Raw genomic sequence first — 18,185 nt, 5'->3', positions numbered from 1 at the left:
CGGTCCGTCGAAATCCGCGACGGCAAGGCCGACGACAAGCAGACCGACACCCTGCGCGCTGACATCGTGCGCACCGTCGACGACGGCCGCGCCGTGGTCGCCAACATCGCCGGCACCACCACCGACACCGACGGCAACACCCACTCCTTCGAAGGCGGCCACTACATCAGCGTCGTCGGCTACCGCGACAACGGGAAGACCGTGACGATCGCCGACTCGGCCGACCCGAACATGGCCTCCTACCGCATCAGCGTGGACAACCTCGCCGACTGGATCGCCACCCGCGGCTACAGCGCCTCCTGACCGGCCATCCGCTGACAGGAGCGAGCACGAAGGGCCGGCCCCCACAAGGGGCCGGCCCTTCGTCGTGTCTCAGGACGGTGGCTCAGGACTCCGCGAGTACGGCGAGGATCCCGTCGCCGTACTTGGCCAGCTTGTTCTCACCGACGCCGCTGATCCGGGACAGCTCGGCCAGCGAGGCCGGCGCCTCGGTGGCGATCTGCCGGAGGGTGGCGTCGTGGAAGATGACGTACGCCGGGACGCCCTGTTCCTTGGCGGTGGCCGCCCGCCAGGCACGCAGCCGCTCGAACACCGGGACGGCGGCCGGGGCGAGGTCGGCCACCACGGTGGCCGCGCCCCGGGGCTTGTTGGACCGGCCGGCCGGCCGCTCCGGCTCCCGCCGCATGGTGACGGTGCGGCGGCGGCCCAGCACCTCGGCGCTCGCCTCGGTGAGGGCCAGGGTGCCGTAGTCGCCCTCGACGGCGAGGAGGCCCTCGGCGAGCAGTTGCCGCACCACGCCCCGCCACTCGGCCTCGCGCAGGTCGGTGCCGATGCCGAAGGTGCTCAGCGAGTCGTGGCCGTGCTGGTCGATCTTGTCGGTGTGCTTGCCCAGCAGGATGTCCACGCAGTGCCCGGCACCGAACCGCTGGTGGCGTTCCCGGTCGAGCCGGTAGACGGTGGAGAGCAGCTTCTGCGCGGCGACCGTGCCGTCCCACGACTCCGGCGGCTCCAGGCAGGTGTCGCAGTTGCCGCAGTTGGCGGTGCCGCCCTCGCCGAAGTATTCGAGGAGCTGCGCCCGGCGGCAGCGGACCGTCTCGCAGAGCGCCAGCATGGCGTCGAGGTGGGTGGCGAGGTTGCGCCGGTGGGCCAGGTCGCCCTCCGACGTCTCGATCATCTTGCGCTGCTGCACGACGTCCTGGAGCCCGTACGCCAGCCAGGCCGTCGACGGCAGCCCGTCGCGCCCGGCGCGGCCGGTCTCCTGGTAGTAGCCCTCCACCGACTTGGGCAGGTCGAGGTGGGCGACGAAGCGCACGTCGGGCTTGTCGATGCCCATGCCGAAGGCGATGGTGGCGACCATGACGAGCCCGTCCTCGCGCAGGAAGCGCTGCTGGTTGGCCGCGCGCGTCGCCGCGTCGAGCCCGGCGTGGTAGGGCAGCGCGGGGATGCCGTTGGCGACCAGGAACACGGCGGTCTTCTCCACGGAGGCCCGGGACAGGCAGTAGACGATGCCGGCATCGCCCGGGTGCTCGTCGCGCAGCAGGGCGAGCAGCTGCTTGCGCGGCTCCCGCTTGGGCACGATCCGGTACTGGATGTTGGGCCGGTCGAAGCTGGCCACGAAGTGCCGGGCGTCGGTGAGGTCGAGCCGGGTGGCGATCTCCGTGCGGGTGGCCCGGGTGGCGGTCGCGGTCAGCGCGATCCGCGGCACGCCCGGCCAGCGCTCGTGCAGCATCGACAGGTTGAGGTAGTCGGGGCGGAAGTCGTGGCCCCACTGCGACACGCAGTGCGCCTCGTCGATCGCGAAGAGGGCGATCCGCCCGCGCTCCAGCAGCGCGACCGTGCCGCGCGTGGCCAGCGCCTCCGGGGCGAGGTAGAGCAGGTCCAGCTCGCCGGCGAGGAACGCCGCCTCGACCCGCCGCCGCTCGGCCAGATCCTGGGTCGAGTTGAGGAACCCGGCCCGGACGCCGACCGCGGTGAGCGCGTCGACCTGGTCCTGCATGAGCGCGATCAGCGGCGAGACGACCACCGCCACGCCGTCGCGGACCAGCGCCGGGATCTGGTAGCAGAGCGACTTGCCGCCCCCGGTCGGCATCAGCACCAGCGCGTCGCCGCCGGCCACCACGTGCTCGACGACCTCGTGCTGGAAGCCGCGGAAGGCGTCGTAGCCGAACACCCGGCGCAGCACCCGCAGCGCGTCCTCGGTCCGCTGATCGGTGGGGGAGACCATCCGCGCAGTCTACGAGCGCCCGCCGACACCACCCCGCCCCGAACGGCCGCGTGGCGGCATCCGAACCCCCGCAACAACGGCAACCGAGCCCCCGCACAACGGCAACGGGCCCCGCAACCCGGCAACCGAGACCCCGGCAAAAGGGACAAGCACCTGTTCCGGTCGTCACCCCGTGGAATCCCGGGCGGGGTCGAAGCCGTTAGAGTCGCTGACTGACCACGCGCGGCCGACCGGCCGCGGCGCCACGGCTGGGGGTACGGGTGAGCGAGGCGCGGACGGCGGGAGACCAGGTGCCGACCAACGCGGAGACAGCTCTGGGGCGGCCGGCGCCGGCCGAGGCGGACACCACCCTCGTGGTGGTGACCGGCCTGTCCGGCGGTGGCCGCAGCACGGTGGCCCGGGCGCTGGAGAACGTCGGCTTCTACGTGGTGGACAACCTGCCCCAGGCGCTCATGCTGGACATGGCCGAGCTGGCCTTCAAGGCCGGCGGCGCCGCCCGGCGTACCGCGATGGTGCTGGACGTCCGCTCGCGGGCCTTCTCCACCGACCTGGCCGGGGCGATCCGGGAGCTGCGGGAGCGCGGCTTCCAGCCCCGGGTGGTCTTCGTCGACGCCGACGACGAGGTGCTGATCCGCCGCTTCGAGAGCGTCCGCCGCTCGCACCCGTTGCAGGGCGACGGGCGGCTGGCCGACGGGATCGCTGTCGAGCGGGCGCTGCTGGAGGAGGCCCGGGACCAGGCCGACGTGATCATCGACACCAGCCACCTGAACGTGAACCAGCTCCGCCGCCGGGTCGAGGAGCTGTTCGGCGGGGAGGACTCCCGCCGGCTGCGGATCACCGTGCTCTCCTTCGGCTTCAAGTACGGCCTCCCGCCGGACGCCGACTTCGTGATGGACGCCCGGTTCCTGCCGAACCCGTACTGGGTGCCGGAGCTGCGCGAGCACACCGGGCGCGAGGAGGCGGTCAGCGCGTACGTGCTGGGCCAGGAGGGCGCGGACGCCTTCGTGGCCGGGTACGCGGACCTGGTCAACGCCACCACCGCCGGTTTCGAGCGGGAGGGCAAGCGCTACCTGACCGTGGCCGTCGGCTGCACCGGCGGCAAGCACCGCAGCGTGGCGATCGCCGAGGAGCTGGCCGCCCGGCTGCGCCGCTCCGGCATCGCCGCCAACCCGCAGCACCGGGACCTGGGGCGGGAATGACCCCGACGAGGGTGGTCGCCTTCGGCGGCGGACACGGGTTGTCGGCGTCGCTGCGCGCGCTGCGGCACTGCGTACCCGGACTGGACCTGGACATCACGGCGGTCGTCACCGTCGGCGACGACGGCGGCTCCAGCGGGCGGCTGCGCGCGGAGCGCGGCGGCCTGCCCCCGGGCGACCTGCGGCAGGCGCTGGTCGCCCTGGCCGGCGACCACCCGGCCACCCGGCGCAGCGCGGCGCTCTTCCAGCATCGCTTCGCCGCCGCCGCAGGTGGGGGAGCGGCGGACCCGCTCGCCGGCGGGAGCGGGGGAGCGGCGGACCCGCTCGCCGGCCACGCGGTCGGCAACCTGCTGCTGCACGGGCTGACCGAGCTGCTGGGCGACCCGGTGGTCGCGCTCGACCACGCGGGCGCCATGCTCGGCGCGGTCGGCCGGGTGCTGCCGATGTCCCGGCAGCCGGTCGGGATCGAGGCCCGGGTGCGCGGCGCCGACCCGGAGCGCCCCGACGAGGTCCGCACGGTGCGCGGGCAGCACCAGGTGGCGGTCACCTCCGGCACGGTCGAGTCGCTGCGGCTCACCCCGGCGGCGCCGGCCGCCTGCGCCGAGGCGGTGACCGCGGTGGGCGCCGCCGACTGGCTGATCTTCGGGCCGGGCAGCTGGTACACCAGCGTGCTGCCTCATCTGCTGGTGCCGGGCCTGGCCGACGCGATCGTCTCCAGCCCGGCGCGCCGGCTCGTGACCCTCAACCTGGTGGCCGAGAAGGAGACGTCCGGCCTGTCCCTGCCCGACCATCTGGACACCCTCGGGCGCTATCTGCCCGAGTTGAAGGTGGACATGGTGCTGGCCGACTCCAAGGCGGTGGGTGATCCCGTGGCGGTCGAACGTGCGGCAGAATCGCTGGGTGCCCGGCTGGTCCTCGCTCCCGTCGCCGTCACCGACGGCACGCCCCGTCATGATCCGGCCGCCCTGGGCGCCGCGCTGGTGCCTGTCCTGGGCGCCGATCGTTAGACACGTACGTAATCACCGGCGACACGCCGGAACCGGTCCGTGAGGGGGCGCGCAACATGGCGATGACGGCTGCGGTCAAGGACGAGCTGAGTCGGGTCGACGTGCCCAAGCCCTGCTGCCGGCGGGCGGAGATGGCGGCCCTGCTCCGGTTCGCCGGTGGCCTGCACATCGTGTCGGGTCGTGTCGTGGTCGAGGCCGAGCTGGACACCGGCGCGGTGGCCCGGCGGCTGCGCCGCGAGATCGCCGAGGTCTACGGCTACCCGAGCGAGATCCACGTGCTGGCGTCGGGCGGCCTGCGCAAGGGCAGCCACTTCATCGTGCGGGTGGTCAAGGACGGCGAGGCGCTCGCCCGGCAGACCGGCCTGCTCGACGTCCGGGGCCGCCCGGTGCGCGGCCTGCCCCCGCACGTGGTGGCCGCCAACGTCTGCTGCGCGGTCTCCGCCTGGCGGGGTGCGTTCATGGCGCACGGCTCGCTCACCGAGCCGGGCCGGTCCAGCGCGCTGGAGATCACCTGCCCCGGCCCGGAGTCCGCGCTCGCCCTGGTCGGCGCCGCCCGCCGGATCGGCATCACCGCCAAGAACCGCGAGGTGCGCGGCGTGGACCGGGTGGTGGTGAAGGACGGCGACGCGATCGCCGCGCTGCTGACCCGGATCGGCGCCCACTCCAGTGTGCTGGCCTGGGAGGAGCGGCGGGTGCGCCGCGAGGTGCGGGCGACCGCCAACCGGCTGGCCAACTTCGACGACGCCAACCTGCGCCGTTCGGCCCGCGCCGCGGTGGCCGCGGCCGCCCGGGTCACCCGCGCGCTGGAGATCCTGGCCGAGGACGCCCCCAACCACCTGACCTCGGCCGGCCGGCTGCGGCTGGAGCACCGGCAGGCGTCCCTGGAGGAACTCGGCGCGCTGGCCGACCCGCCGCTGACCAAGGACGCCATCGCCGGCCGGATCCGCCGGCTGCTCGCGCTCGCCGACAAGCGGGCCCGCGACCTGGGCATCCCGGATACCGAAGCGGCCGTCACGCCCGACATGCTCGTGGTCTGATAGGACCGGTGAGGCGTCGAGCTGCGAAGGGGATCACCACCCGCCGCAGCGCGGCGGCGCGCGCTCGGATAAGGTCGCTGCGTACGGCAAGGGGGCCGGCAAAGGCACTCCTCGCCGTGCTCACCGCCTCGGGCGGTCTGGTCTCCTGGGACCGCGGCGGGGTGGCCGAGATGAACCGTCAACGGCCGGCTCCACCGGTCGGCGAACAATCTCCGCCGGCCGGGGTTCGACGCCGGCGGACCAGAACGCGAGGAGATGGGACCTGTGACCATCCGGGTTGGCATCAACGGCTTCGGCCGGATCGGCCGCAACTTCTTCCGGGCAGTGCTGGCGTCCGGCGCTGACATCGAGGTCGTGGCGGTCAACGACCTGACCGACAACGCGACGCTCGCCCACCTTGTCAAGTACGACAGCATCCTGGGTCGCCTCCCGCACGAGGTGAAGGCCACCGCCGACGAGATCACCGTGGGTGGCAAGACCATCAAGGCGTACGCCGAGAAGGACCCGGCCAAGCTGCCGTGGGGCGAGGTCGGCGCCGACGTCGTCATCGAGTCCACCGGTTTCTTCACCGACGCCACCAAGGCGAAGGCGCACGTCGACGGCGGGGCCAAGAAGGTCATCATCTCCGCCCCGGCGAAGAACGAGGACGTCACCGTGGTCATGGGCGTCAACCAGGACCAGTACGACCCGGCCAAGCACACGATCATCTCGAACGCCTCCTGCACCACCAACTGCCTCGCCCCGATGGCCAAGGTGCTGCACGACACGTTCGGCATCCAGCAGGGTCTGATGACCACCATCCACGCGTACACGCAGGACCAGAACCTGCAGGACGCGCCGCACAAGGACCTGCGCCGCGCCCGGGCCGCCGCCCTCAACATCGTGCCGACCTCGACCGGCGCCGCGAAGGCGATCGGCCTGGTCCTGCCGGACCTCAAGGGCAAGCTGGACGGCTACGCGCTGCGCGTGCCGATCCCGACCGGCTCCGTCACCGACCTGACCGTCACGGTCGGCCGGGAGACCACGGTGGACGAGGTCAACGCCGCGCTCAAGGCCGCCGCGGACGGCCCGCTCAAGGGCATCCTGGTCTACAACGAGGACGCGATCGTCTCCTCGGACATCGTCACCGACCCGGCGTCGTGCATCTTCGACGCGCCGCTGACCAAGGTGATCGGCAACCAGGTCAAGGTCGTCGGCTGGTACGACAACGAGTGGGGCTACTCGAACCGCCTCGTGGACCTCGTGAAGCTGGTGGGTAGCTCGCTGTGAGCATCCGCAACCTCGACGACCTGCTCGGCGAGGGGGTGTCGGGTCGGCGCGTGCTGGTGCGCGCCGACCTGAACGTCCCGCTCGACAAGCAGACGGGCGAGATCACCGACGACGGCCGCATCCGGGCCGTGCTGCCGACCCTGAGCGCGCTGGTCCAGGCCGGCGCCAAGGTGGTCGTCTGCTCGCACCTGGGCCGCCCGAAGGGCGCGCCGGACCCGCAGTTCAGCCTCCGCCCGGTCGCCGGGCGGCTCGGCGAGCTGCTCGGCGCGCCGGTGCACTTCGCCGAGGACACCGTCGGCGACTCGGCCCGGTCCACCGTGGAGGGCCTGGCCGACGGCCAGGTGGCCCTGCTGGAGAACCTGCGCTTCAACAAGGGTGAGACCAGCAAGGACGACGCCGAGCGGGGCGCGTTCGCCGACCAGCTCGCCGCCTTCGGCGAGGCGTACGTCGACGACGCCTTCGGCGCGGTGCACCGCAAGCACGCCAGCGTCTACGACGTGCCGGCCCGGCTGCCGCACGTCGCCGGCCGCCTCGTGCTGCGCGAGGTGGAGGTGCTCAGCAAGCTCACCGGCGACCCGGAGCGGCCGTACGTGGTGGTGCTGGGCGGCTCCAAGGTCTCCGACAAGCTGGCCGTGATCGAGGCGCTGCTGCCCACGGTCGACCGGCTGCTCATCGGCGGCGGGATGTGCTTCACCTTCCTCAAGGCCCAGGGCCACGAGGTGGGCACCTCGCTGCTGGAGGAGGAGATGGTCGAGACCTGCCGCAACCTGCTGGAGCGCTCCGGCGGCAAGATCATGCTCCCGGTCGACGTGGTGGCCGCGGACGCGTTCGCGCCCGACGCCACCCACGACACGGTGCCCGCCGACGGCATCCCGAGCCACCGGCTCGGGCTGGACATCGGCCCGGAGACCGTGGCCGGTTTCGCCGCCGCGCTGTCCCAGGCGAAGACGATCTTCTGGAACGGCCCGATGGGCGTGTTCGAGATGGCGGCCTTCGCCAACGGCACCCGGGGCGTCGCCGAGGCGATCACCAAGACCGACGCGTTCAGCGTGGTCGGCGGCGGCGACTCGGCCGCGGCGGTGCGGGCGCTCGGCTTGGACGAGTCCTCGTTCGGCCACATCTCCACCGGTGGCGGCGCCTCCCTGGAATACCTCGAGGGCAAGACCCTCCCCGGCATCGCGGCCCTGGAGAGCTGAATGGCGAGCACCCCCCGCCGGCCGCTGATGGCCGGCAACTGGAAGATGAACCTGAACCACCTCGAGGCCAACCTGCTGGTGCAGAAGCTGGCCGCGAGCCTCAACGAGAAGCAGCTCACCGAGGTCGAGACGGTGGTCCTGCCGCCGTTCACCGACCTGCGCACCGTGCAGACCGCGGTCGACGGCGACAAGCTGCTGATCGGCTACGGCGCGCAGGACCTGTCGCCGTACCAGTCGGGTGCGTACACCGGGGACATCGCCGGGCCGATGCTCGCCAAGCTCGGCTGCACCTACGTGGTGGTCGGCCACTCCGAGCGGCGGCAGTACCACCACGAGGACGACGCCCTGGTCAACGCCAAGGTGGCCGCCGCGCTGGCGAACGGGCTCACCCCGATCCTCTGCATCGGCGAGGGGCTGGAGATCCGCGAGCAGCTCAAGCACGTGCCGCACTGCTGCGACCAGCTCGACGGCGCGCTGCGGGGGCTCACCGCGGAGCAGGTCACCAAGGTCGTCGTGGCGTACGAGCCGGTCTGGGCGATCGGCACCGGCAAGACGGCGACCCCGGAGGACGCCCAGGAGGTCTGCGGCGAGGTCCGCAAGCGCCTCGCGGAGACCTTCGGCCAGGACACCGCCGACCAGGTCCGGATCCTCTACGGCGGGTCGGTGAAGTCGTCGAACGTGGCCGCGATCATGGGCCAGCCGGACGTGGACGGGGCCCTGGTCGGGGGCGCGAGCCTGGACGCCGAGGAATTCGCGCAGATCTGCCGGTTCCCGGAGCACATCGCCCGCTGAACGCTCGCTATCCTTGACGCTGCCCGTCCGCCGGTCGGTGCCGCCGTGCCCGACACGACCGGGCAGTGATCGCAACGAGAGGACTGACCCCCGCCATGCCGATCTGGTTCGCCTACACGATGATCGTGTTGCTGGTCATCACGAGCATCCTGCTCACCCTGCTGATCCTCCTGCACCGCGGTAAGGGCGGCGGGTTGTCGAGCATGTTCGGCGGCGGCGTCAGCTCGAGCCTGGCCGGTTCCTCGGTGGCCGAGAAGAACCTCGACCGCTACACCGTTCTGGTCGGGATCGTCTGGTTCGCGTGCATCGTCGGGATCGGGCTCTGGCTCCGACTCCAGACGGGCAGCGGCGCCTGAGCGAGCGCTCCGAGTCGTACAATCTGCGCGCGGTCCGTCACGGACCGCGCGCAGATTTTTTTCTCCCCGCGTCGCCCGCCGCCCACCCCCGCAAGCGGCGGTCCCCTCCGACGACAGGAGCGAGCAGCCGTGTCCAGTGGCAACGTCATCCGCGGCACCCGGATCGGGTCCGCCCCCGAGCGTTTCGAGCAGCGGATCGAGCCGGCGCCGCGCCGGCCGGTCACCTACTGGTGCGCGAACGCCCACCGCGTCCAGTTCCTCATCGCCGCCGAGGCGGAGGCCCCGGAGACCTGGGACTGCCCGCGGTGCGGGGAGCCGGCCGGCCCCGACCCGGGCAACCCGCCGGGCCGGGCCCGGGTCGAGCCCTACAAGAGCCACCTGGCGTACGTGCAGGAGCGGCGCACGCCGGAGCAGGGGGAGGCGCTGCTCGCCGAGGCCCTGGAGACGCTGCGCCGGCGGCGCGGCGGGGCCTGAACGCGCGGGAGCCCCGACCCGTCCGGGCCGGGGCTCCGCCGTTCGTTCAGCGCAGGCTGCGCAGCCGGGGCGGCACGTCGGCCGCCGCGGCCCGGTCGAGCAGCCAGAGGGTGCGGGACACGCCGCGCACCCCGGCGGCCGGCAGCTGCACCGGCCCGGCCCCCGCCAGGGCCATCCCGACCGCCCGGGCCTTGTCCGCCCCGGCGGCCACCAGCCAGACCTCCTCGGCCGTGTTGATCGTCGGCAGGGTGAGCGTGGTCCGCACCGGCGGCGGCTTGGGGCTGCCGCGCACCGCGCTGACCGGCCGGTTGTCGTGGTGCACCGGGTGCTCCGGGAAGACCGAGGCGACGTGCCCGTCCTCGCCGACGCCGAGCATCAGCACGTCGAAGTGGGGGAGGGCGGCCGTTCCCGGCCGGGCGGCCCGGGCCAGTTCCTGCGCGTACCCGGCGGCGGCCGCCTCCGGGTCGTTGCCGGCCGGCCCGTCCGACGCCGGCATCGGGTGGATGCGGGCCGGGTCGAGGGGGACCACGTCCAGCAGCGCCGCCCGGGCCTGGGTCTCGTTGCGCTCCGGGTCGCCGGCCGGCAGGAACCGCTCGTCGCCCCACCAGACGTCGACCCGGGACCAGTCGACGGCGTCCCGGGCCGGCAGCTGCGTCACCGCCCGGTAGACCGCGGCGGCGATCCGCCCGCCGGTCAGCACCACCGACGCCTGGCCGCGCTCGGCCTGAGCGTCGAGCAGCTTCACCACCAACCGGGCCGCCACCGCCTGCGCCAGCAGGTCGGGGTCGGCGTGTACGGCGACACTCGCCTCACTCATCCGTCGTGCCTTCGTCCTCCGACCGCCCCGCGGCGGTCACCTGTGCTGTCCGGCCGCCGAGCGGTCCGCGTGGCCCGCTCACTCGTTGGCGGTCGCGCCGGCGTGCGCGGTGACCCCGGCCTCGGCCCGCTGGGCGGTCGCCGGATCCTTCCACACGTGCACCCGCTGGGCGGGCCGCTGGTCCAGCCCGGTCAGCCCGGCGGTCGCGCCGAGCGCCTCGGCGTAGACCTGGTCGGCGTCGAGCCGGCGCAGCTCCTCGGCCAGCTCGTCGCCGAGCGGCCGCCGCACCAGCGGCAGGGTGCGGTCCTCCTGGCCGGTACGCCGGAAGACCGCCACGTTGTCGTCCCGGGTCAGCGTCAGCTGGTCGCCGTTGGCGCAGCGCAGCTGCACCTCCCGCATCCGGGGGAACTCGTCGGTGTGCTCCCAGACCGGGTCGATGCCGAGCCGGGCGACCAGCCAGCCGCGCATCAGCGCCGCCGTCGGGTCGGTGCGCGGCGCCATCACGGTCGCCTCGGTGACCCGGGCCTGGGTGGTGTCGAACGCTCCGGCGACCAGGGTGCGCCACGGGGTGATCCGGGTCCAGGCCAGGTCGGTGTCGCCCGGGGCGTAGTCGGCGGCCCGCTGCCGCAGCGCGGCGATCGGGTCGGCGGCCTGCGCCGCGTCGGTGATCCGCCGGTCGGCCACCACGCCCAGGAAGTCGGTGGCGATCTCCTCCGGCGGCTCGCCGTGCCACCAGGTCACCACCGGCACGTCCGGCACCAGCAGCGGCATCACCACCGACTCGGCGTGCAGGGCGAGCCGGCCGTACATCCGGGTCACGACCGCCTCGCACGGGCCGAGCCGGCCGCCGACGACGATCTCGGCGTCCAGCCGGTTGCGGTCCCGCTCGACGTCGGAGCGGACCACCACGAGCAGCCGGCACGGGTGGGCGGCGGCCGCGATGGTCGCCGCCGCCTCGGCCTCCCGGACCCGCTTCTCGTCCACCACCACGATCAGCGTGAGCGCCATGCCGCTGGCCACCCCGCCCGCGCTGCGCCGCTCGGCGGCGAGCGCCTTGACCACCTCGTTCCCGGTGGTGTCCCACAAGCCGATCAACGGAACCTCCTGGTTCGCTCGCTGTGCTCGCTCACGCTCTCCGCCAGGACCGGCCCTCGCGGGCCAGCATCTCGTCGGCGGCCCGGGGCCCCCACTCGCCGGCCCGGTACGGCTCCGGCTTCGTGCCCGCCCAGGCGTGCTCCAGCGGGTCCACCACCTGCCAGCTCTGCTCCACCTCGGCGGCGTCCGGGAACAGCGTCCGGTCGCCGATGAGCACGTCCAGCACCAGCCGCTCGTACGCCTCGGGGCTGGACTCGGTGAACGCCTCGCCGTACTGGAAGTCCATCGCGATGTCGCGGACCTCCATGGTGGTGCCGGGCACCTTGGAGCCGAACTTCAGCACCACGCCCTCGTCGGGCTGGACCCGGATGACGAGCTGGTTGGGGCCGAGCGACTCCATGTCGGCGGGGTTGAACGGCAGGTGCGGCGCGGTCTTGAAGACGATGGCCACCTCGGTGACCCGCCGGGGCAGCCGCTTGCCGGCCCGGATGTAGAACGGCACCCCGGCCCAGCGCCGGTTCTGGATGCCCAGCTTCACGGCCACGTACGTCTCGGTGGTGGACTCGGCCGGGACGCCCTCCTCGTCGAGGTAGCCGACGGCGCGTTCGCCGCCCACCCAGCCGGGCAGGTACTGGCCGCGGACGGTGTCCGCGGTGACGTCCTTCGGCACCGTGATGGCCTTGAGCACCTTGAGCTTCTCGGTGCGGATCTCGTCGGCGTCGAAGCTGGTCGGCTCCTCCATGGCCACCAGGGCGAGCAGCTGGAGCAGGTGGTTCTGGAGCACGTCGCGGGCGGTGCCGACCGAGTCGTAGAAGGCGGCCCGGGTGCCGATGCCGACGTCCTCGGCCATGGTGATCTGCACCGAGTCGACGTACTTGGAGTTCCAGAGCGGCTCGAACAGGTTGTTGGCGAAGCGCAGGGCCAGGATGTTCTGGACCGTCTCCTTGCCCAGGTAGTGGTCGATGCGGAAGACGTCCTGCCGGGTGAAGACGTCGTCGACCAGGTCGTTGAGCGACTTCGCCGAGGGCAGGTCGTTGCCGAACGGCTTCTCCACGACCACCCGGCGCCAGCCGCCGGACTTGGCGTTGTCCGCCATGCCGGTGCGGGCGAGCTGCTTGAGCACCACGGGGAAGGCCGCCGGGGGGATGGAGAAGTAGAAGGCGGCGTTGCCCGGGATGCCGTGGGTGTCGCGCAGCTCGTCGAGGGTGTCGGCCAGGTGGTCGAAGGCCGCGTCGTCGTCGAACGAGCCGCCGACGAACTTGATGTTGCCGGCGAGCCGGGCCCAGACCTCCTCCCGCCAGGGGGTACGGGCGTGCTTCTTGGCCGCGTCGTGGGCCAGCGACTCGAAGTCGCCGTCGCCCCAGTCGCGCCGGGCGAAGCCCAGGACCACGAAACCGGGCGGCAGCAGCCCCCGGTTCGCCAGGTCGTAGACCGCCGGCAGGAGCTTCTTCTTGGCCAGGTCGCCGGTCACCCCGAAGATCACCAGAGCGCAGGGCTCCGGGATTCGTGGCAGCCGGCGGTCCTGAGGATCGCGCAGCGGGTTCATGCCGCCTCCTCGCTCCGCCGATGTCACGTCATTCATCGTCACGTCAGTGTCCGTCCGGCCGCATCCAGTAGCTGGGCGACGCCCGCCGCCCGCTCGGTCAGGTGCAGGCGCAGCACCGGCCGCCCGCGATCGGCGAGGGCCCGCCGGTCGCCGGCGGCCTGGGCCGCCTGAAGGTCTCCGAAGGTGTACGGGCGGCCGGGCACCGGCAGGTCGTCGGTGACCGCGCCGGTCACCTGGAGGTAGCTGCCGGCCCGCGGGCCGCCCTTGTGGTACTGCCCGGTGGAGTGCAGGTACCGCGGCCCCCACCCGAAGGTCACGGGGCGCGCGGTGGCCCGCGCCAGCAGCGGGCGCAGTCCCGCCACCGCCGCGTCGCGCCACCGGTCGAGGTAGGCGGTCACCGCCAGGTAGCCGTCGTCGCCCAGCCCGGCGAGCAGCCAGCGCAGCGCACCGGCCAGGTCGGTGGGCGCGCCGGCCGGGGCGTACACCTCGATCGTGCCCTCGGTGACCGAGGGCGACCCGGCCGGCGGGCCGGCGGCGAGGAGCCGCGCCGTGTGCTCCTTGCTGTCGGCGACGTCCGGCTGGTCGAACGGGTCGACGTCGAGCACGGCGGCCGCGATCGCGGTGGCGTACTCCCAGGTGAGGAACTGCGCGCCGAGCGGGCCGTTGACGGCCACGTCGGCGGGGCCGGGCGCGGCGCCCGGACCGAGGGCGCCGCCGTAGCTCACGGTCAGCACGCCGGGCCCGGTGGCGCCGGGGGCGTCCGGGGACTCCACCACCACCGGCAGGACGCCCCGGCCGGCCTTGCCGGTGGACTCGGCGAGCAGTTGCTCGGCCCAGTCGCCCAGCCCGTCGAGCCCGGTGCCGTCGGACACCAGCGCGACGGTGGCCCGGCCGCTGGTGGCCGCCGCGGCGAGCGCCGCGCCGAGCGCCAGGCCGGGATTGTCCCGGTCCCCGCCGAGCGCGCCGGCGAGGGCGTCGGCGTCGTCCAGCAGGTCGGCGACCGGCGCACCGGCCAGGGCCGCCGGGACCAGCCCGAACGCGGTGAGCGCCGAGTACCGCCCGCCGACCTCCGGGTCCGACTGGATCACCACGACGCCCAGCTCGTCGGCGACCGCCTCCAGCGGGGAGCCGGGGTCGGTGACCACCACGAAGTGCCGCGCGGCCTCCGCCTCGGTCCGCCCGGCGTCCAGGAACGCCTGCCAGTAGGCCCGCCGGATGCTGTCGGTCTCCACCGTGGCGCCGGACTTGCTGGCGACCACCACCACGGTGCGGTCCAGCCGGTCGGCCAGGGCCGCGCGGACCTCGCCGGGATCGGTGCCGTCCAGCACGGTCAGCGGCCGGCCGACCGTCCGGGCGATCACCTCCGGGGCGAGCGAGGAGCCACCCATGCCGGCCAGCACCACGTGGTCCAGGTCGGCCAGTTCCTCGGTAAGCTCGGCGAGCTGGGGGAGCAGCTCCCGGGCGCGCACGTGGGTGTCCAGCCAGCCCAGCCGGGTGCGGGCCGTCGTCTCGGCGGCCGGCCCCCAGAGGGTCGGGTCCTTGGCGGCGAGGCGGGCGGGGAGGTCGGCGGCGACCAGCGCGGCCCGCACGGACGCGGGCGCGGACCCGTCGACCGCGTCCGCGCCGTGCACGGCCAGCCCGGCGGCGATGTCCGCCCGGCCGGCCAGCAGGTCGCTCACCTCACCACTCCGTCCTCGTGGCGTGGCGCGTCCCGAGGCGGTGCCCCGGGACGCGTCCGGCGCCGTCCGTCACTCGTCGCCCCCGGCCTTCTCGGCGGCGCGCGCGTTGCCCTTGGCGGCCCGGCCCGGCTGGCCGATGCCCTTGGCCGCCTCGGCGAGGGACTTCTTGACCCCGTCGAGCAGTTCCAGCCAGCTCGTCTCGAACTTCTCCACGCCCTCCCGCTCCAGGGTGGCGATCACGTCGGCCATGTCCACGCCGACCGCCTCGAGGTCGGTGAAGACCTTGCGGGCCGCGTCGTACGCGCCGGTGATGGTGTCGCTGCGGGTCTCGCCGTGGTCGGCGTACGCGTGGATGACAGCTTCCGGCATGGTGTTGACCGTGCCGGGGGCGATCAGCTCCTCGACGTAGATGACGTCCCGGTAGTCGGGGTTCTTGGTCGAGGTGGAGGCCCACAGCGGGCGCTGCGGGTGGGCGCCGGCGTCGGCCAGCTTCTTCCACCGGTCGGAGCCGAAGACCTCGCCGTAGCGCTCGTACGCCAGCTGGGCGTTGGCGATGGCGGCCTTGCCGCGCAGCGCCTTGGCCTCGTCGGAGCCGATCTTCTCCAGCCGCTTGTCCACCTCGGTGTCGACCCGGGAGACGAAGAACGAGGCGACGGACCCGATCTTCGACAGGTCGTGGCCGTTGGCCTTCGCCTGCTCCAGACCGGCCAGGAACGCCTCCATGACCTGCGAGTACCGGTCGAGGCCGAAGATCAGCGTGACGTTCACGCTGATCCCCTCGGCCAGGGTCGCGGTGATCGCCGGCAGGCCCGCCTCGGTGGCCGGGATCTTGATGAAGAGGTTCGGCCGGTCGACCAGCCACCAGAGCGCCTTGGCCTCGGCGACGGTCCGGTCGGACTCGTGGGCCAGCCGCGGGTCGACCTCGATCGACACCCGGCCGTCCACCCCGGCGCTCTTGTCGTAGGAGGGGCGCATCACGTCGCAGGCCCACCGCACGTCGTACGTGGTGAGCATGCGGACCGCCTCCTCGACCTCGATGCCGCGGGTGGCGAGGTCGCGCAACTGCCAGTTGTACTCGTCGGCGTCACTGAGCGCCTTGGCGAAGATCGTCGGGTTGGTGGTCACCCCGGCCACGTGCGACTCGCGGCGGAGCTTGTCCAGCCCGCCGGAGCTCAGTCGCACCCGGGAAAGATCGTCGAGCCAGATCGCCACACCGGCGGCCTGGAGCTCGCTCAGCCTGTCCGTCATGCTGTCCACGCTCCCCTCAGTTGCCGGTCGTGAAACCGGTGATGTCGCCCACCCGGGTCAGCGCCGCGTGCGCGGCGGCCACGATCCGGTCGGGGGTGAACCCGAACTGCTCGAAGAGCACGGTGTGCGGCGCGCTCGCCCCGTAGTGCTCGAGGCTCACGCACTCGCCGCTGTCCCCGACGATCGCCCGCCAGGACATGGCGATGCCCGCTTCCACGCTCACCCGTGCCTTTACCCCGCGCGGCAGCACCGACTCCCGGTAGGCCTCGTCCTGCTCGAAGAACCACTCCTGGCAGGGCATCGAGACGACCCGGGTGGGGGTGCCGTCGGCCTCCAGCCGCTCCCGGGCGGTGAGGCAGAGCTGCACCTCGGAGCCGGTGCCGATGATGATCACCTGCGGCCTGCCGCCGGACGCCTCGGCCAGCACGTAGCCGCCCTTCGCGACGCCCTCGGCGCCGGCCAGGTCGGTGCGGTCGACGGTCGGCAGCGCCTGCCGGCTGAGCGCCAGCGCGGTCGGACGGTCGGTGTGCTCCAGGGCCTGCCGCCACGCCCACACGGTCTCGTTGGCGTCGGCCGGGCGGACCACGTCGAGGCCGGGGATGGCGCGCAGCGCGGTCAGGTGCTCCACCGGCTGGTGGGTCGGGCCGTCCTCGCCGAGGCCGATCGAGTCGTGCGTCCAGACGTAGGTGACCGGCAGCTTCATGAGCGCGGCGAGCCGCACCGACGGGCGCATGTAGTCGCTGAACACGAGGAACGTGCCGCCGTAGGGGCGGGTGCCGCCGTGCAGGGCGATGCCGTTGAGGATCGCGCCCATGGCGTGCTCGCGGATGCCGAAGTGCAGCGTGCGGCCGTACTCGTCGCCCGGGAAGTCCTTGGTCGCGTGCTCCGACGGGACGAAGGACGGCTCGCCCTTCATGGTGGTGTTGTTGCTCTCCGCCAGGTCGGCGGAGCCGCCCCACAGCTCGGGCAGCACCGGGGCGAGGGCCTCCAGGACCTTGCCGGAGGCGGCCCGGGTGGCGATGCCCTTGGCGTCGGCCGGGAAGGTGGGTAGCGCGTCGGTCCAGCCCTGCGGGAGCGTACGGGTGGACATCCGCTCCCACAGCGCCTTGCGCTCCGGGTTGGCCTTCGCCCACGCGTCGAACGTGGTGGTCCACGCCGCCTGCGCCTCGGCGCCCCGCTCCAGCACCTGGCGGGCGTGCTTGAGCACCTCGTCGTCGACCTCGAAGGTGCGCTCCGGGTCGAAGCCGAGGATCCGCTTGGTGGCCTTCACCTCGTCGGCGCCGAGCGCCGAGCCGTGGATCTTGCCGGTGTTCTGCTTGTTGGGCGCGGGCCAGCCGATGATGGTGCGCAGCGCGATGAAGGAGGGGCGGCCGGTCTCCGCCCGGGCGGCCAGCAGCGCCTCGTAGAGCGCCTCGACGTCCTCGTGGTAGTCGCCCTGGTCGGCGTCGCCGCGGCGCCAGTCGACCGTCTGGACGTGCCAGCCGTACGCCTCGTAGCGGGCCGCCACGTCCTCGCTCTTGGCGATCCGGGTGTCGTCCTCGATCGAGATCTCGTTGTCGTCGTAGATCAGGCAGAGGTTGCCGAGCTGCTGGTGGCCGGCGAGCGCGCTGGCCTCGTGGCTGATGCCCTCCTCGATGTCGCCGTCGGAGGCGATGCACCAGACGTCGTGGCGGAACGGGGAGTCGGCCCGGTCCGGCTCGGGGTCGAACAGGCCGCGCTCGCGGCGGGCCGCCATGGCCATGCCGACCGCGTTGCCGATGCCCTGGCCGAGCGGGCCCGTCGTGGTCTCCACGCCCGGGGTGTGGCCGTGCTCCGGGTGGCCCGGGGTGAGCGAGCCCCACTGCCGCAGCGCCTTCAGGTCGTCGAGGGCCAGCGGGTAGCCGGAGAGGAAGAGCTGGATGTAGAGGGTGAGGCTGGAGTGCCCGGCGGACAGCACGAAGCGGTCCCGGCCGGGCCAGTTCGGGTCGGCCGGGTTGTGCCGCATGACCCGGTTGAAGAGCAGGTACGCCGCCGGGGCGAGGCTCATGGCCGTGCCCGGGTGGCCGTTGCCGGATTTCTCCACGGCGTCCATGGCCAGCACGCGGACCGTGTCGACGGCCCTGCGGTCGAGGTCGGACCAGTTGAGAGCGGGAAGCTCGGGTCGGTTGGCAGCCACGATGGTTGTGCTCCTCGGCAGATGGGCGGAACCCTCACTGATGACCCTATCGAGCGGTGCTAAACGTCCGCCCGGGGATCTCTGCATGCTGGTC

Annotated in this window: 16 protein-coding genes; 9 read left to right on the top strand and 7 right to left on the bottom strand. The window is 73.2% G+C overall.

Features of this window, described 5'->3' with window-relative positions:
- A partial coding sequence (locus GA0070214_RS31185) for a C39 family peptidase (protein WP_208602970.1) occupies nucleotides 1-303 on the top strand: 303 nt, incomplete at its 5' end.
- An 82-nt stretch (nucleotides 304-385) separates the two neighbouring features.
- Here the strand turns inward: GA0070214_RS31185 and recQ are convergent.
- Nucleotides 386-2,224, bottom strand: a complete 1,839-nt coding sequence (gene recQ / locus GA0070214_RS31180) for a DNA helicase RecQ (protein WP_091270110.1) — start codon at nucleotides 2,222-2,224, stop codon at nucleotides 386-388.
- A gap of 290 nt (nucleotides 2,225-2,514) precedes the next feature.
- Here recQ and rapZ point away from each other — a divergent pair, with 290 nt between their 5' ends.
- The 8 genes from rapZ to GA0070214_RS31140 all read left to right on the top strand — a co-directional run bounded on the left by rapZ (nucleotide 2,515) and on the right by GA0070214_RS31140 (nucleotide 9,551).
- A complete protein-coding gene (gene rapZ, locus GA0070214_RS31175; protein WP_091270109.1) occupies nucleotides 2,515-3,423 on the top strand; it encodes an RNase adapter RapZ in 909 nt (302 codons plus the stop codon).
- Entirely contained in the window at nucleotides 3,420-4,427 is a 1,008-nt protein-coding gene (locus tag GA0070214_RS31170) for a gluconeogenesis factor YvcK family protein (protein ID WP_091270108.1), read from the top strand. The genes rapZ and GA0070214_RS31170 overlap by 4 nt, the downstream gene beginning before the upstream one ends.
- Before the next feature lie 56 nt (nucleotides 4,428-4,483).
- Nucleotides 4,484-5,464 carry a DNA-binding protein WhiA gene (gene whiA, locus GA0070214_RS31165; protein ID WP_088999356.1) on the top strand — a complete coding sequence of 327 codons (981 nt, stop codon included), beginning with the start codon at nucleotides 4,484-4,486 and terminating at the stop codon, nucleotides 5,462-5,464.
- Between the two features lie 264 nt (nucleotides 5,465-5,728).
- Nucleotides 5,729-6,733 carry a type I glyceraldehyde-3-phosphate dehydrogenase gene (gene gap, locus GA0070214_RS31160; protein ID WP_091270107.1) on the top strand — a complete coding sequence of 335 codons (1,005 nt, stop codon included), beginning with the start codon at nucleotides 5,729-5,731 and terminating at the stop codon, nucleotides 6,731-6,733.
- Nucleotides 6,730-7,929 carry a phosphoglycerate kinase gene (locus tag GA0070214_RS31155; RefSeq protein WP_091270106.1) on the top strand — a complete coding sequence of 400 codons (1,200 nt, stop codon included), beginning with the start codon at nucleotides 6,730-6,732 and terminating at the stop codon, nucleotides 7,927-7,929. The genes gap and GA0070214_RS31155 overlap by 4 nt, the downstream gene beginning before the upstream one ends.
- Nucleotides 7,930-8,721 carry a triose-phosphate isomerase gene (gene tpiA, locus GA0070214_RS31150; protein WP_091270105.1) on the top strand — a complete coding sequence of 264 codons (792 nt, stop codon included), beginning with the start codon at nucleotides 7,930-7,932 and terminating at the stop codon, nucleotides 8,719-8,721.
- Between the two features lie 95 nt (nucleotides 8,722-8,816).
- Entirely contained in the window at nucleotides 8,817-9,077 is a 261-nt protein-coding gene (gene secG, locus GA0070214_RS31145; protein WP_091270104.1) for a preprotein translocase subunit SecG, read from the top strand.
- Between the two features lie 129 nt (nucleotides 9,078-9,206).
- Complete coding sequence (locus GA0070214_RS31140; RefSeq protein ID WP_091270103.1) at nucleotides 9,207-9,551, top strand: RNA polymerase-binding protein RbpA; 345 nt, start codon at nucleotides 9,207-9,209, stop codon at nucleotides 9,549-9,551.
- Between the two features lie 46 nt (nucleotides 9,552-9,597).
- On the opposite strand, the gene pgl is transcribed toward GA0070214_RS31140, so the two are convergent.
- The 6 genes from pgl to tkt form a co-directional block, all read right to left on the bottom strand.
- A complete protein-coding gene (gene pgl / locus GA0070214_RS31135; RefSeq protein ID WP_091270102.1) occupies nucleotides 9,598-10,368 on the bottom strand; it encodes a 6-phosphogluconolactonase in 771 nt (256 codons plus the stop codon).
- Between the two features lie 78 nt (nucleotides 10,369-10,446).
- On the bottom strand, nucleotides 10,447-11,463 hold the full coding sequence (locus GA0070214_RS31130; RefSeq protein WP_091270101.1) for a glucose-6-phosphate dehydrogenase assembly protein OpcA: 1,017 nt from the start codon (nucleotides 11,461-11,463) through the stop codon (nucleotides 10,447-10,449).
- A gap of 31 nt (nucleotides 11,464-11,494) precedes the next feature.
- Nucleotides 11,495-13,009 carry a glucose-6-phosphate dehydrogenase gene (gene zwf, locus GA0070214_RS31125; protein WP_091270100.1) on the bottom strand — a complete coding sequence of 505 codons (1,515 nt, stop codon included), beginning with the start codon at nucleotides 13,007-13,009 and terminating at the stop codon, nucleotides 11,495-11,497.
- 38 nt (nucleotides 13,010-13,047) lie between these two features.
- Nucleotides 13,048-14,688 (bottom strand): glucose-6-phosphate isomerase, encoded by a 1,641-nt coding sequence (locus tag GA0070214_RS31120; RefSeq protein WP_091270099.1) that lies wholly within the window; start codon nucleotides 14,686-14,688, stop codon nucleotides 13,048-13,050.
- Nucleotides 14,689-14,757: 69 nt separating this feature from the next.
- A complete protein-coding gene (gene tal / locus GA0070214_RS31115) occupies nucleotides 14,758-15,936 on the bottom strand; it encodes a transaldolase (protein WP_091270119.1) in 1,179 nt (392 codons plus the stop codon).
- A 16-nt stretch (nucleotides 15,937-15,952) separates the two neighbouring features.
- Nucleotides 15,953-18,091, bottom strand: coding sequence for a transketolase (gene tkt / locus GA0070214_RS31110; protein WP_091270098.1), 2,139 nt, complete (start codon nucleotides 18,089-18,091; stop codon nucleotides 15,953-15,955).
- Between the last annotated feature and the right edge of the window lie 94 nt (nucleotides 18,092-18,185).

Source organism: Micromonospora chaiyaphumensis (assembly GCF_900091435.1).
GTDB lineage: Bacteria > Actinomycetota > Actinomycetes > Mycobacteriales > Micromonosporaceae > Micromonospora > Micromonospora chaiyaphumensis.
The sequence above is the reverse complement of the archived record's forward strand: the minus strand, read 5'-3'. Positions and strand labels throughout refer to the sequence as shown.

What these genes read in the sequence shown, in the direction of transcription:
- recQ (WP_091270110.1), bottom strand. Translation starts at nt 2,224, where the DNA reads ATGGTCTCCCCCACCGATCAGCGGACCGAGGACGCGCTGCGGGTGCTG.
- GA0070214_RS31170 (WP_091270108.1), top strand. Translation starts at nt 3,420, where the DNA reads ATGACCCCGACGAGGGTGGTCGCCTTCGGCGGCGGACACGGGTTGTCG.
- whiA (WP_088999356.1), top strand. Translation starts at nt 4,484, where the DNA reads ATGGCGATGACGGCTGCGGTCAAGGACGAGCTGAGTCGGGTCGACGTG.
- tpiA (WP_091270105.1), top strand. Translation starts at nt 7,930, where the DNA reads ATGGCGAGCACCCCCCGCCGGCCGCTGATGGCCGGCAACTGGAAGATG.
- secG (WP_091270104.1), top strand. Translation starts at nt 8,817, where the DNA reads ATGCCGATCTGGTTCGCCTACACGATGATCGTGTTGCTGGTCATCACG.
- pgl (WP_091270102.1), bottom strand. Translation starts at nt 10,368, where the DNA reads ATGAGTGAGGCGAGTGTCGCCGTACACGCCGACCCCGACCTGCTGGCG.
- zwf (WP_091270100.1), bottom strand. Translation starts at nt 13,009, where the DNA reads ATGAACCCGCTGCGCGATCCTCAGGACCGCCGGCTGCCACGAATCCCG.
- tal (WP_091270119.1), bottom strand. Translation starts at nt 15,936, where the DNA reads ATGACGGACAGGCTGAGCGAGCTCCAGGCCGCCGGTGTGGCGATCTGG.